The following is a 13,473-nucleotide window of genomic DNA, read 5'->3' as shown; positions in this document are numbered from 1 at the left end:
ATGCCGGCCGCCTGTCACTGTAACCGTAGGAGAGTGGAAATGGGCCTTTTTGCGTTTGTTAAGGAAGCCGGCGAGAAGCTGTGGGAAAGCATCGTGGGCCAGGAGGCGCAAGCCGCCGAATCGCTCAAGGATCACATCGCCAAGGTCGGCCTGGGTAATCCGAACATCCAGGTCAGCGTCGAGGGTGACAAGGTGATCGCCACCGGTGAGGTCGCCAGCCAGGAAGAGAAGGAGAAGATCCTCCTCGCCCTGGGCAACGTCGCGGGTGTCTCCGGCGTGGAGGACCACATCACTGTCGCTACCCCGGCCGCCGAAGCGCGTTTCGTCACCGTGAAGAAGGGCGACACCCTGAGCGCCATCGCCAAGGCCGAGTACGGCAATGCCAACCTCTACAACAAGATTTTCGAGGCGAACAAGCCGATGCTCAGCCATCCGGACAAGATCTATCCCGGCCAGGTGCTGCGGATTCCGGAATAAGCGGTTCCTGCAAGTCCACGAGCCCGGCCCAGCGCCGGGCTCGCTGTTTCTGTCCTGCTGGAGTCAGAGGCCTTCCAGCAACGCCCGGTAGTCTTCCTGGGCGGCGAATTCCTCGGTGTCCTTCGGCCCCTGGCGGCTGTCCGGCTGGCGCACCGCGAGCAACTGACCGATACCGAAAGTCCGCGCGGCGCGCAGGATCGGCAGGCTGTCGTCGATGAACAGGCTGCGCGCCGGGTCGAAGCCGACGTCTGCCTGCAGGGCTTGCCAGAACTGCTGGTCCTCCTTGGGGAAACCGTAGTCGTGGGAGCTGATCAGCCGGTCGAACCAGGGCGCCAGCTCTACCCGCTGCAACTTCAGCGACAGCGAATCGCGGTGCGCGTTGGTGATCAGCACGGCGCGCTTGCCATGCTGGCGCAGCTGCGCGAGGAAGAAGTCGGCGTCCGGCCGCAGGGCGATGAGGTCGGCGACCTCGTGCTTGAGGTCCATGATCGACAGCTTCAGCTCGCGGCTCCAGAAGTCCAGGCAATACCAGTTGAGCAACCCGGCGTTGTCACGGAACAGCGGCAGCAACTCGGCGTCGGCCTGCGCGCGGCTGATGCCGTGGTGCTCGGCATAGCGCCGGGGCAGGTGTTCGAGCCAGAAGTGGTTGTCGAAATGCAGGTCGAGCAGGGTGCCGTCCATGTCGAGGAGCACGGTGTCGATCTGGTTCCAGGGCAGGCGGGGCATGGGGCGCTCGGCAACAGGGTGTCGCAATTGCAGCGGGCCACGGCGGCTTCGGCACAATATCCGACACGGAGAATCGGGAAAGGCGGGTTATCATAGCCGACCCGGCCACCCCCAGGAGTTGCCCCATGCGTCAGAAACCCACGGTCCTCGCCCGCGAGATCGTTGCCCGAAGCCGGCTGTTCGCCGTCGAGGAGCTGCAGCTGCGCTTCTCCAATGGCGTCGAGCGTACCTACGAGCGCCTGGTGGGCAAGGGGCAGGGTTACGGCGCGGTGATGGTGATCGCCATGCTCGATGCCGAACACGCCGTGCTGGTGGAGGAATACTGCGCCGGGGTCGACGAGTACCAGCTGTCGCTGCCCAAGGGCCTGGTGGAGCCGGGCGAGGACATCCTCGACGCCGCCAACCGCGAGCTGAAGGAAGAAGCCGGTTACGGCGCCCGCCAGCTGGAGCACATCACCGAACTGTCGCTGTCGCCCGGCTACATGAGCCAGCGCATCCAGGTGGTGCTGGCGCGCGACCTTTATGAAGAAACCCTGCCCGGCGACGAACCCGAGCCGATGCGGGTGGACAAGATCAACCTGCGCGAGCTTTCCAGCCTCGCCCAGCATGCGCAGTTCAGCGAAGGACGCGCCCTGGCCGCGCTCTACCTGGTGCGCGACCTGCTGACCCAACGAGGGGATTTCCAGCCGTGATGAATGCTTTCCTGCCCGCCGTGATCGACCTGGTCCACCAGGCGGGCGATGCGATCCTGCCGTTCTGGCAGGGAGATCTGGACGTGCAGAGCAAGGCCGACGAGTCGCCGGTGACCGCCGCCGACCTGGCCGCCCACCGCGTATTGGCCGACGGCCTGCGCGCCCTGGCGCCCGACGTGCCGGTGCTCTCCGAAGAAGATTGCGACATCCCGCTGGAGCAGCGCGCGCAGTGGACCCGCTGGTGGCTGGTGGACCCGCTGGACGGCACCAAGGAGTTCATTTCCGGCAGTGACGAATTCACCGTCAACGTCGCGCTGATCGAGCATGGCCGGGTGGTTTTCGGCGTGGTCGGGATTCCCGCCAGCGGCCGTTGCTACTACGGCGGCGCCGGCCTGGGGGCCTGGTGTGAGGATCGCGGCGGCGAGCCCGAGGCGATCGAAGTGCGTACCGAGCCGGACGACGTCTTCACCGTGGTGGCCAGCAAGCGCCACTCCAGCCCGCAGCAGGAACAGCTGCTGGCCGGTCTCGCGCAGCGCTTCGGCGACCTGAACCTGGCCAGCATCGGCAGCTCGCTGAAGTTCTGCCTGCTCGCCGAAGGCTCGGCGGACTGCTACCCGCGCCTGGCGCCGACCTCCCAGTGGGACACCGCCGCCGCCCAGGGCGTGCTCGAAGGCGCCGGTGGCGAAGTGCTCGACGTGCAGGGCGAACCCTTCACCTACGAAGCGCGCGAAACCCTGCTCAACCAGTCGTTCCTGGCGCTGCCCAAGGCCGCGCCCTGGCGCGAGGACCTGATCCGGCTCGCCCGCGCGCTGGACTAACCCGATACCCTTGTAGGAGCGAGCTTGCTCGCGAACCAGCCTGATGCCGGTGTTGCCGGTTGATTCGTTCGCGAGCTAGCTCTCTCCTACAGAAAGCACCTCAGATGCCGTGATCCATGCCTGAATTACCTGAAGTCGAAACCACCCGCCGGGGCATCGCGCCCCACCTCGAAGGCCAGCGCGTCAGCCGCGTGATCGTCCGTGAGCGCCGCCTGCGCTGGCCGATTCCGGAGGACCTCGACGTGCGCCTGTCCGGGCAGCGTATCGTCAAGGTGGAACGGCGCGCCAAGTACCTGCTGCTCAATGCCGAGGTGGGCACGTTGATCAGCCACCTGGGCATGTCCGGCAACCTGCGCCTGGTGGAATGCGGTACGCCGGCGGCGCGCCATGAGCACGTCGACATCGAGCTGGATTCGGGCATGGCGCTGCGCTACACCGACCCGCGCCGCTTCGGCGCGCTGCTCTGGAGCCTGACGCCGCTGGAACACGAGCTGCTGCGCAACCTGGGCCCGGAGCCGCTGACCGACGCCTTCGAGGGCGAGCGCCTGTTCCAGCTGTCGCGCAACCGCAGCATGGCGGTGAAGCCCTTCATCATGGACAACGCGGTGGTGGTCGGGGTGGGCAACATCTACGCCACAGAGGCGCTATTCGCCGCCGGCATCGACCCGCGCCGCGAGGCCGGGACTATCTCGCGGGCGCGCTACGTGAAGCTCGCCCAGGAGATCAAGCGCATCCTTGCCATCGCCATCGAACGCGGCGGCACCACGCTGCGCGACTTCGTCGGCGGTGACGGCCAGCCCGGCTATTTCCAGCAGGAACTGTTCGCCTACGGGCGCGGCGGTGAGCCGTGCAAGGTCTGCGGTACGACCCTGCGCGACGTCCGCCTCGGCCAGCGCGCCAGCGTCTACTGTCCGCGCTGCCAGCGCTGAAGGCCGGCGGCCCTGAGCTGCCGCCGGCAAGCCGCCCAACCCCTCTTCGCCATAACAACAAGGGCTCCCGCAGAGGAGCCGTCAGGTGATCCATGTCCGGCAATTATCTGCCCCGCAATCCTTTCGCCGAGGCGCTTGGCCACGCCATGCTGCGCGTCGCCGGCTGGCGCATCGAGGGCGCCCTGCCCAGGCTCGACAAGTTCGTGGTGATCGGCGCGCACCACACCTCCAACTGGGACTTCGTGCTGTTCCTCGCGGTGAAGTTCGTGCTGCGCCTGAACGCCCGCTGGTTCGGCAAGCACACCATCTTCCGCGCGCCCTTCGGCGGCCTGCTGCGGCGCTGGGGCGGCATCCCGATCCAGCGCCACCTCAAGCTCAATACCGTGGACCAGGCGATCCAGGCGTTCCGCGACAACCCCGAGATGATGCTGATCCTCTCCCCGGAGGGCACGCGGCGCAAAGTCGAGCGCTGGAAAATGGGCTTCTACCACATCGCCCGCGGCGCCAACGTACCCATCGTGCTGGCGGCGCTGGACTATCCCGGACGGCGCATCGTCATCGGCGAGGCGTTCTGGCCCACTGGCGACGAGGCGGCCGACCTGCGACGGATGCTGGCTTTCTACCGGCCTTTTGTACCGAAAAAGCCCGAATACGCATTCCTCGGCGATTGAAGGCTGTCACGCGACAAGTCATGGAGCGCTGTTATAGTTATGGCAGTCTGCCTGCCCAACTACACCAATAAAGGACTTCCTTCCATGAACCTGTTCCGCACCACCGCCACTGCAATGGCACTGACCTGTGGGCTTTCGGTTCTGCCGGCTGTCGCCCAGGACGCGGTGAGCAATTCCAGCGGTGACCCGATGTACACCGTCGAGGCCCCGCCGGCCTACGCGATGATGGGCGACCTGATCTTCGCGCGCCCGCTGCTGATCGCTGCGACCGTGGTGGGGACCGCGGCCTTCGTGGTCACCCTGCCGTTCAGCGCGGCCGGCGGTAACATCAAGGAAGCGGGCCAGGCGCTGGTCGTCGATCCGGGCAAGGCCGCCTTCGTGCGCTGCCTGGGCTGCACCACCAGCGGTTACAAGAAGGACTGATACAGCCTTCGCCCCGGGGCGGCTTGCCGCCTCGCCCACCCGCTGCGCCGGGTGAATCACGCGGGTAGCCCATGAACCTGACCGGTCTGAAGAAGCATCTGCGTCCGCTGCTTCTGCTGCTGGTTGCGGTCGTCCTCGGTTATACCTTCTGGTCCAGCGCCGGCCTGCTGCAGTTGGGGGCGGGCCTGGCGCTGTTCCTGTTCGGCATGCAGTGCCTGGAAGAGGGCCTGCGCGACCTCGCCGGCAGCCAACTGGAACGCTGGCTGGAGAAGAGCACCGCGACTCGCGGCAAGAGCCTGCTGTTCGGCCTCTTCGGCACCTTCCTGCTGCAATCCTCGACCCTGGTCTCGCTGCTCACCATCGCCTTCATCAGCACCGGGCTGATCCAGCTGGCGGGCGGTATCGCCATCCTGTTCGGCGCCAACCTGGGCGCCACCAGCGGCATCTGGCTGCTGGCGCTGGCCGGGCAGAACATCAGCCTGAGCCCCCTGGCGCTGCCGCTGCTGGTGTTCGGCGTGCTGGTGGGCTTCAACGGTCCCCGGAGCAAGGCCGCCGGGCGCATCCTGCTGGGCATCGCCTTCATCTTCCTGGGCATCGACCAGATCAAGGAAGGCTTCCAGAGCTTCGGCGACGCCCTGGACATGAGCCAGCTGAATTCCGAAGGCATGCTTGGCGCGTTGCTGTTCGTCACCTTCGGCATCCTCATCACCGTGGTCCTGCAGTCCAGCCACGCCACGCTGATGCTGACTCTCGCCGCCCTGGCCGGCGGCCAGCTGGAGCTGGGCCAGAGCCTGGCGATCGCCATCGGCTCCAATGTCGGCAGCAGCGTCACCACCGCCTTCGTCGGTTCCCTGGGCGGCAACCGCAGCGGCCAGCGGCTGGCGCTGGCACACGTGCTGTTCAACGTAGTGACCGGCGTGCTGGCCTTCCTGCTGCTCTCGCCGCTGACCTGGCTGGTACACACCCTGGTGACGCCGCTGGGGCTGGCGGACAACCCGATGATCCAGCTGGCGCTATTCCACACGCTGTTCAACGCCATGGGCGTGGCGCTGTTCTGGCCGATCCAGGGGGCGCTGGCCAACGCCCTGGTGCGCTGGCTGCCCGAGGTGGAGGAGCCGGCGGTGCTGATCACCGACATGGCGCCGGCCTTGCCGACCATCGAGCGAACCCACGCCCGCTACCTCAACGAGCGTGCGCTGGATTCCGCGGACGCCGCCGCCAGCGCGGTGCTGCAGGAGCTGCGGCACCTGGGCCGGCTGAGCATCGAGGTGATCTGCCACGCGCTGTACCTGCCGGTGGACATGCTCAACCAGCCGCGCATCGACGAAAACCAGTTGCGTGCTGCGCCGGATCGCCATGCGCTGGGTGCGGAAGTGCTCTACCAGCGCCATATCAAGGGTGTGTACGGCGACCTGCTGAGCTTCATGGGTCGCCTGGAAGTGCCGCTGGACGAGGAACACCAGCGCTTCTGGCTGTCCTGCCAGGTGGTGGCGCTGCAGCTGGTGGACGCGGTGAAGGACGCCAAGCACCTGCAGAAGAACCTCGGTCAGGCCCTGCAGGGCGAGCCCTCGGCGTTGCGGGATGCCTATGTCGAGCTGCGCCGGCACCTGATCGGCATGCTGCGCGAGGTGCGTGCGCTGGGTTCGCTGATCGGCGGTGAGCTGCCGGAGGAAGCGCTCGCGGCTCGCCTGCAACTGCTGGACGAGAGCGCTGCGGAGTTCGACGCCGCCTTCCGCCAGCGCCTGTTCGCCGCCGTGCGCCGCCAGGAGCTGGACGGTCTGCAGATGAGTTCGCTGATGAACGACCTGGGCTATGTCAGCCGGATCATCCAGAGCCTGCGCAATGTGCTGCAGCTGGGCACCGAGCACGGATTGTTCGAGCGGAGCGACGAAGACGCTTCGCCGCTCATCCTGCCCTGATCACTTCAATGGCGCCGCCAATTCGGTGGCCAGGCCGATGCCGCGCGGGTCGCTGGCCGACTGCACTTCGCCGGATTTCTTGTTCCACAACAGCACCTGCTGGTTGCCGTAGGCGCGGCCGACATCCTGGAGCGTGTAGCCACGGCGTTGCAGGTCGGCCATCTCGGCGGCGCTGAAGGCGCGCGGTTCGTGCTCGATCACGTCGGGCAGGTACTGGTGGTGATAGCGCGGCGAGGACACCCAGCGCTGCACCGGCTTGCCGTCCAGGTAATCCAGCATCGCCAGCAGCACCATGCTGGGAATCCGGCTGCCGCCCGGCGTGCCGAAGGCGGCCAGTTCGTTGGGACTCTCGATGAAGCTCGGGCTCATGCTCGACAGCGGACGCTTGCCTGCGGCCACCGCGTTGGCCTGGCTGCCGGCCAGCTCATAGGCGTTGGAGCCGCTGACGTCGGTGGCGAAGTCGTCCATCTCGTCGTTGAGCAGTACACCGGTACCCGGCACGGTGAAGGCCGCGCCGAACGGCAGGTTGACCGACAGGGTGGCGGCCACGGCGTTGCCGTCGGCGTCCATCACCACGAAGTGGGTGGTGTGGTCGCCCTCGCGCCAGGCTGGCGCCGGCGGCAGGGACGAGCTGGGCGTGGCGCGCTGCGGGTCGATGCCGGCGGCCAGGCGCTTCAGGTAGTCCGGCGCGAGCAGCTGGCTGACCGGGTTGGCCACGCGGTCCGGATCGCCCAGCAGACCGCGGTCGCGGTAGGCGCGGCGCAGCACTTCCACCACGTAGTGGGCGCGCTCCACCGGCTGGGCTTTCTGCCAGGGCAGTTGCTGCAGCATGCCCAGGCTCTGCGCCAGGGCCACGCCGCCGGCGGAGGGCGGCGGGGCGCTGATCAGTTCGCGGCCGTCGGCCAGCGGGTAGCGCAGTGCCTGGCGTTCGACAATGCGGTAGCTGGCGAGGTCTTCCAGGCTCCACACACCGCCGGCAGCACGCACGCCGTCGACCAGCTTCTGCGCGGTTTCGCCTTCGTAGAAGCCGATGCGGCCATAGCGCGCCAGTTTCTCCAGGGTGTTGGCCAGCTGCGGCTGGCGCATCAGGCTGTATTCCTCGGGCAGGTTGCCCTGGTCGAGGAAGATGCGCGCGGTTTCCTTGTCCTTGCGCATGGCGTCCAGGCGCCAGGACGCGCGGTCGATGTAGACGCGATCGATGGACACGCCGTCGGTGGCCAGGCGGATCGCCGGCACCAGGTTATTGGCCAGGGTCTTGCGCCCGTAGCGGCTGCTGATGTCCGCCAGGGCCGCGGGCAGGCCGGGGATGCCGGCGGCCAGCGGGCCGTTGAGCGACAGCTGTGGGTCGACCTTGCCGTTGCGCTCGTACATCCGCGCGTGGGCAGCCAGGGGCGCACGTTCGCGGGCGTCGATGAAATGGTAGGTCGGCGGGCTGCCGGCCTTGCGCAGCAGGAAGAAGCCGCCGCCGCCCAGGCCCGAGCCGTAGGGTTCGGTCACCGCCAGCGCGGCGGCGATGGCCACGGCGGCGTCGAAGGCGTTACCGCCGTCGGCGAGGGTCTCCAGGCCCGCCACGGTCGCCGATGGGTGCGCGGTGGCGACGCTGGCCTGGGCCGGGTGTTCCGCGGCCTGCAGGGCAGAGCTGAGCAGCAGCAGGCTGCAGAAGCCGAGCAGGGAGGCGCGGGTGCGGGAGTTCAACAGGGACATGGCATCTCACGAACCGCCGGCACTGCCGGCTGGAAAACCAAATGGGGCGAAGGTGGAGGATAGACAATCCAGGCCGCCGCAGGTTTGTGAGAACTCAATGAAAAAGTGTCGAAACGCGCGAAGTCAGGCCTTGCCGGTGAGCTTCCTGTACTTTTCCATCAGCTGATCCTTGCTCTCGACATTGCTTTCGTCGAGGGGGATGCAGTCGACCGGGCAGACCTGCTGGCACTGCGGCTCGTCATAGTGACCGACACACTCGGTGCACAGGTTCGGGTCGATGACGTAGATCTCCTCGCCCTGGGAGATCGCAGCGTTGGGGCACTCGGGTTCGCAGACGTCGCAGTTGATGCAATCGTCAGTGATTATCAGGGACATCTGAACAACTCCAACCATGACGGCAGCCATGGCGATCGGTAGCAACAATGGTGAAATTGTGCCGTATCGGCGCGCCGAGTGCACGCGAACAGGGAGTCAACTGACGGAAACCGCCGTCCTTGGCGGTCGGCGGACTAGCGCTTGAAGCGCTCGGCCAGGGCGCTGGCCACCGCGGGATGGACGAACTTGGTGATATCGCCGCCCAGCGCTGCGATCTCGCGCACCAGGGTGGAGGAGATGAAGGAATACTTCTCCGACGGCGTGAGGAACATGCTTTCCAGGTCGGGGGCGAGCTGGCGGTTCATGTTGGCCAGCTGGAATTCGTACTCGAAGTCCGACACCGCGCGCAGGCCGCGCAGCAGGATGTTGGCGTTCTGCTCCTTGGCGAAGTGTGCGAGCAGCGAGGAGAAGCCGACGACTTCCACGTTGGGCAGGTGCGAGGTGACCTGGCGGGCCAGCTCTACGCGTTGTTCCAGCGGGAACAGGGGGTTCTTCTTGGGGCTGGCGGCGACGGCAATGATCACCTGGTCGAACAGTCGCGAGGCGCGTTCGACCAGATCGGCATGGCCTTTGGTGATGGGGTCGAAGGTACCCGGGTACAGCACTCGATTCATCGCGGCGTCCTGGTCGGCTCTTGTTGGCAGGCTGGGCAATAGCGGGGCGGATGGTAACGCAGCATGTCCGTGGGGCCAAGCGACCTTGGTAGTGCTTCCGTAACCGGACTACCGGATTTTTCCGGCAGGAGACCGGTGAGTCACGCGCAGGCCCCGTGCCAGAGGGCGCGCGAGCGATTTCCCCGGCTTCTCCATGATTTCTGCCCTGGAGGAGCGAGCAGCAGATTTGTAGGGCGGATAACCCGGAACGGGTTATCCGCCAGCCAGACAGCGGCGGATAACGCTGGCGCGTTATGCGCCCTACGGCAGCTGGGCGCCCGGGTTGCCCGATCAGGCCTGGCCCAGGCGCTTGGCCAGGCCGTCGGCCAGTTGCGCGGTGAGGCCGTAGACCGACAGCTGCGGGTTGGCGCCGATGCTGGTGGGGAACAGCGAGCCGTCGTGGATCGACAGGTTCTCCAGCTGGTGGTGGCGGCCGAGGCTGTCGCACACCGACTGTTTCGGGTCCTCGCCCATGGCGCAGCCGCCCATCACGTGGGCGCTGCCCAGGCGGGTGCGATACAGCTCCAGGCTCAGGCCGTCGATCAGCTCGTGGGCTTCCTTGGCGCTCTTCACGTAGCCGGCGTCGGCATGCAGCGGCAGCACGGCCTTGGCGCCGGCGGCGAACTGGATGTCGGCCATGGTGTGGAAGGCGCGGCGGATGCCGTCCCAGGCGTAGTCGGTCATCGGGTAGTCGACCACCGGGGTGTCGTCGCCGCGCAGGCTGACGCTGCCGCCGGGGCTGTCCGGGTGGAAGCCGTCACGCAGCAGCGCGAGGATCACGTTGGTGTGCGGCAGCTGTTCCATGCGCAGCGCGTTGTCCTCGCCGAAGCGGCCGAGCAGGGTGGCGCTGAGCGCCGGCTGCAGCGGCGGCACTTCGAGCTTGTAGGACATGCGCCCGGTGGCGCCGTCGTCCCACTGGAAGTGGTCGGAGTAGATCGACTGCGGCGCGCCGTAGAAGGGGTTGATCACCTCGTCGAAAGTCGCCGCGCTGAAGTTCACCACGTGCAGGAAGGTGCGCTGGCCGACGCGGCCGTTGGGGTCCGGCGCCTTGGAGCGCAGGAGGATCGCCGGGGTGTTGATGCCGCCCCCAGAGAGCACGTAGTGCTTGGCCTTGATGGTGATCTTGCGGCCGGTGGGCGCGACGCAGCGCTCGTCCATGGCCGAGCATTCCAGGCCGCTGACCTTGCTGCCATCGTGCAGCAGGCGGTCGGCGCGAGCCAGGAACAGCAGCTCGCCGCCCTTGTCCAGGGTGGCCGGGATGGTGGTCACCAGCATCGACTGCTTGGCGTTGGTCGGGCAGCCCATCCCGCAGTAGCCCAGGTTCCAGCAGCCACGCACGTTGCGCGGGATGACCTTCCAGTGCAGACCGAGCTTCTCGCAGCCGTTGCGGATCACGTCGTTGTTGGCGTTGGGCGGCATGATCCAGGGCGCGACACCCAGGCGCTGCTCCATCTTCTCGAACCAGGGCGCCATCTCGGCGACGCTGTGGCCCTTCACGCCGTGCTCCTTGGCCCAGTGCTCAAGCGTTGGCTCGGGTGTGCGGAAGCTGGAGGTCCAGTTGACCAGGGTGGTGCCGCCCACGGCGCGGCCCTGGAGGATGGTAATGGCGCCGTCCTTGCTCATCCGGCCGATGCCTTCCTGGTACAGGCTGGGGTAGGCGTCGGACTCCTGCATCTTGAAGTCGCTGCTGGTCCTGAGCGGGCCCTCTTCCACCAGCAGCACCTTGTAGCCGGCGGCGCTGAGGGTTTCGGCGGTGGTGCCGCCACCGGCGCCGGTGCCGACGATGACGACATCGGCTTCCAGGGTCAGGTCCTTGTCCAGGCGCGAGCCATCGTGGACTTTCCAGCCGCGGGCCAGGCCTTCGGCGAACAGATCGGGTACGGGCATCGGGTCTCTCTCAGGCGAATTCTTGTTTTTCTAGCGGAATCAGATCTGGCGACATCAGATCTTCGGCGGGCCGGGGTAGCCGCAGTGGCCCCAGGATTCCGGGCGGCCGTACCAGGCCATCATCACCAGCTGCAGCAACGAGCTGTGGCCCATCTTCAGCAAGGAAATGAAGCTGTTCTGCCAGCGGTGCAGGAAGTTCTGCACATCCTCGGCGCTGGCGTTGTCCCAGCTGCCCCAGATGCCGGTCAGCGGCCCGCGGGTGAGCGGCAGGGCGAGCACGTCGAACAGCTGCACGGTGAGCTTGAGCATTTCCGGAGAGAGGCGGTCGAGGCTGTGGTCCAGGCTCTGGATAGTGCCTTTCACCGCGTCGGCCATGCGTTCGGCGGGCACCGCGCCGGCCAGCATCACCGGGATCAGCGCCTTGAGGAACGGCATGTCGGAATCACGCAGCACGGCAAAACCGTTGGACGGCGTGCTGGCCGAACAGCCGCTCAGGCTGGCGGTGACGCCCGCCGTGGCGAGGAAGGCCCCGCCCAGCAGGCCGATCTTGAGCACGCCGCGCCGGGAGAGTCCCGGCGCGCTCAGGGAGGTGTCTGTCATTCTTGTTATGCCACCTTGGATGGATAGGGTCGATCAGCGGATGAACAGCTTGTACACCAGCTTCTGCAGCGACTTGCCGTAGGGCGGGTAGATCACCCGCGCGGCGTTGAAGCGCGGCTTGCTGAACACGCCCTTGGCCTTGGAGAAGGTCAGGAAGCCTTCGTGGCCGTGGTAGTGGCCCATGCCGGACGGGCCGACGCCGCCGAAGGGCATGTCGTCCTGGGCCACGTGCAGCAGGGTGTCGTTCAGGCACACGCCGCCCGAGTGGGTCTGGGCCAGCACGTGGTCCTGCTCGCGCTTGTCGTAGCCGAAGTAGTACAGCGCCAGCGGCCGGTCGCGCTCGTTGATGTAGCTGAGCGCCTGGTCGAGGTTCTGGTAGGGAATGATCGGCAGCAGCGGACCGAAGATTTCGTCCTGCATCACCTTCATTTCATCGTTCACGTTCAGCAGCAGTGCCTGCGGCAGTCGGCGGCCCTGGGCCTGCGGGAACAACGGGATGATCTTGGCGCCGCGTGCTTGGGCATCGGCCAGGTAACCATTCAGGCGCGCCAGCTGGCGCTCGTTGATGATCGCGGTGTAGTCGGGGTTGTTCTCCAGTTTCGGGAAGAAGCCCTGGACCACCTGACGGTAGCTTTCGACGAATTCGTCGACGCGGTTCTGCGGCACCAGCACGTAGTCCGGCGCCACGCAGGTCTGCCCGGCATTGAGCGACTTGCCGAAGGCGATGCGCTCGGCGGCATCCTTCATCGGCACGCTGGCGGAGACGATGGCCGGCGACTTGCCGCCCAGCTCCAGGGTGACCGGGGTGAGGTTCTCGGCGGCGGCGCGCATCACATGCTTGCCGACGCTGGTGGCGCCGGTGAACAGCAGGTGGTCGAAGGGCAGCTTGGAGAAGGCTACGCCCACGTCCACTTCACCCTGCACCACGGCGACCAGGTCTTCCGGGAACACCTTGCCCAGCAGCTCCTTCAGCACGCGGGCGGATTCCGGGGTGGATTCGCTCATCTTGATCATCACCCGGTTGCCGGCGGCCAGGGCGCCGGTCAGCGGGCCGATGGCGAGGAACAGCGGGTAGTTCCACGGCACGATCACGCCGACCACGCCCAGCGGCTGGTAGATGACCTTGGCCGAGGCCGGCATGAACTGCATGCCCACCGAGCGGCGCGAGGGCTTCATCCACTTCTTCACGCGCTTGGTCGCGTAGTGCACGCCGTGCAGGCTGGGCAGCACCTCGGCGAGCAGGGTCTCGTCGGCCGAGCGGTTGCTGAAGTCGGCGTTGATCGCGTCGATGATCGCTTGCTGCTCGGTCACCAGCAGGTTGGCGAGGCTCCTCAGCCACTGGATGCGCTGGCCGGCCTCGGGCATCGGGTTGGCGCGGTAAGCCTGGCGCTGGCGTTCGAGAAGGGTTTCCAGCTGGCTGATCTGCTGCTGGGTCTGCTGCAGGTAGGCGATATCGGCGACCATGACGGGCTCCTGACGGAAGCGGGTGGGGAGGTTCTCCGACGATTCGCGGACGAATCCGGATGCCTCGCGTTTTTATCTTGTCGCTGGTTTTTTAGAGCAATTGCTCTAGAGTGTCAATCAGCATGCCGGTTCCGC

At 66.7% G+C, this 13,473-nt stretch carries 14 protein-coding genes; 7 read left to right on the top strand and 7 right to left on the bottom strand.

The genetic code is table 11. From position 1 onward, the window contains the following. The first annotated feature begins 39 nt into the window (after positions 1–39). Entirely contained in the window at positions 40–477 is a 438-nt protein-coding gene (gene lysM / locus HNP46_RS15845) for a peptidoglycan-binding protein LysM (protein WP_184590555.1), read from the top strand. Between the two features lie 63 nt (positions 478–540). On the opposite strand, the gene yrfG is transcribed toward lysM, so the two are convergent. Then, positions 541–1,203 carry a GMP/IMP nucleotidase gene (yrfG, locus tag HNP46_RS15840; RefSeq protein WP_184590553.1) on the bottom strand — a complete coding sequence of 221 codons (663 nt, stop codon included), beginning with the start codon at positions 1,201–1,203 and terminating at the stop codon, positions 541–543. 125 nt (positions 1,204–1,328) lie between these two features. Between yrfG and nudE the strand changes: the two genes are divergently transcribed. From nudE to HNP46_RS15810, 6 genes are all read left to right on the top strand, one after another. Next, entirely contained in the window at positions 1,329–1,895 is a 567-nt protein-coding gene (nudE, locus tag HNP46_RS15835) for an ADP compounds hydrolase NudE (protein ID WP_184590551.1), read from the top strand. Then, complete coding sequence (gene cysQ / locus HNP46_RS15830; protein ID WP_184590549.1) at positions 1,895–2,713, top strand: 3'(2'),5'-bisphosphate nucleotidase CysQ; 819 nt, start codon at positions 1,895–1,897, stop codon at positions 2,711–2,713. Before nudE ends, cysQ begins: the two co-directional genes overlap by 1 nt. Before the next feature lie 116 nt (positions 2,714–2,829). Beyond that, the gene (gene mutM, locus HNP46_RS15825; protein WP_184590547.1) at positions 2,830–3,642 is read left to right on the top strand and encodes a bifunctional DNA-formamidopyrimidine glycosylase/DNA-(apurinic or apyrimidinic site) lyase; all 813 of its coding nucleotides are present in this window, start codon (positions 2,830–2,832) and stop codon (positions 3,640–3,642) included. Positions 3,643–3,734: 92 nt separating this feature from the next. Continuing rightward, complete coding sequence (locus HNP46_RS15820) at positions 3,735–4,313, top strand: lysophospholipid acyltransferase family protein (RefSeq protein WP_184590545.1); 579 nt, start codon at positions 3,735–3,737, stop codon at positions 4,311–4,313. 84 nt (positions 4,314–4,397) lie between these two features. Further along, positions 4,398–4,736, top strand: a complete 339-nt coding sequence (locus HNP46_RS15815; protein ID WP_184590543.1) for a multidrug transporter — start codon at positions 4,398–4,400, stop codon at positions 4,734–4,736. Between the two features lie 71 nt (positions 4,737–4,807). Further along, positions 4,808–6,655: a Na/Pi cotransporter family protein gene (locus tag HNP46_RS15810; RefSeq protein WP_184590541.1), complete on the top strand. Its 1,848-nt coding sequence runs from the start codon at positions 4,808–4,810 to the stop codon at positions 6,653–6,655. Here HNP46_RS15810 and ggt read toward each other — a convergent pair whose 3' ends face one another. The 6 genes from ggt to HNP46_RS15780 all read right to left on the bottom strand — a co-directional run bounded on the left by ggt (position 6,656) and on the right by HNP46_RS15780 (position 13,338). Further along, positions 6,656–8,359 (bottom strand): gamma-glutamyltransferase, encoded by a 1,704-nt coding sequence (gene ggt, locus HNP46_RS15805; RefSeq protein ID WP_184590539.1) that lies wholly within the window; start codon positions 8,357–8,359, stop codon positions 6,656–6,658. 123 nt (positions 8,360–8,482) lie between these two features. Then, positions 8,483–8,734 carry a YfhL family 4Fe-4S dicluster ferredoxin gene (locus HNP46_RS15800; protein WP_184590537.1) on the bottom strand — a complete coding sequence of 84 codons (252 nt, stop codon included), beginning with the start codon at positions 8,732–8,734 and terminating at the stop codon, positions 8,483–8,485. A gap of 134 nt (positions 8,735–8,868) precedes the next feature. Next, positions 8,869–9,348, bottom strand: coding sequence for a pantetheine-phosphate adenylyltransferase (gene coaD / locus HNP46_RS15795; protein WP_184590535.1), 480 nt, complete (start codon positions 9,346–9,348; stop codon positions 8,869–8,871). A 330-nt stretch (positions 9,349–9,678) separates the two neighbouring features. Then, positions 9,679–11,274 (bottom strand): GMC family oxidoreductase, encoded by a 1,596-nt coding sequence (locus HNP46_RS15790; RefSeq protein WP_184590533.1) that lies wholly within the window; start codon positions 11,272–11,274, stop codon positions 9,679–9,681. A 54-nt stretch (positions 11,275–11,328) separates the two neighbouring features. Then, positions 11,329–11,874: a twin-arginine translocation pathway signal protein gene (locus HNP46_RS15785; protein ID WP_184590531.1), complete on the bottom strand. Its 546-nt coding sequence runs from the start codon at positions 11,872–11,874 to the stop codon at positions 11,329–11,331. Between the two features lie 33 nt (positions 11,875–11,907). After that, positions 11,908–13,338, bottom strand: a complete 1,431-nt coding sequence (locus HNP46_RS15780) for a coniferyl aldehyde dehydrogenase (RefSeq protein ID WP_184590529.1) — start codon at positions 13,336–13,338, stop codon at positions 11,908–11,910. Between the last annotated feature and the right edge of the window lie 135 nt (positions 13,339–13,473).

Source organism: Pseudomonas nitroreducens (assembly GCF_014204515.1).
Classification (GTDB): domain Bacteria; phylum Pseudomonadota; class Gammaproteobacteria; order Pseudomonadales; family Pseudomonadaceae; genus Pseudomonas; species Pseudomonas nitritireducens_A.
This window is presented reverse-complemented; position numbering and strand designations above follow the sequence as displayed.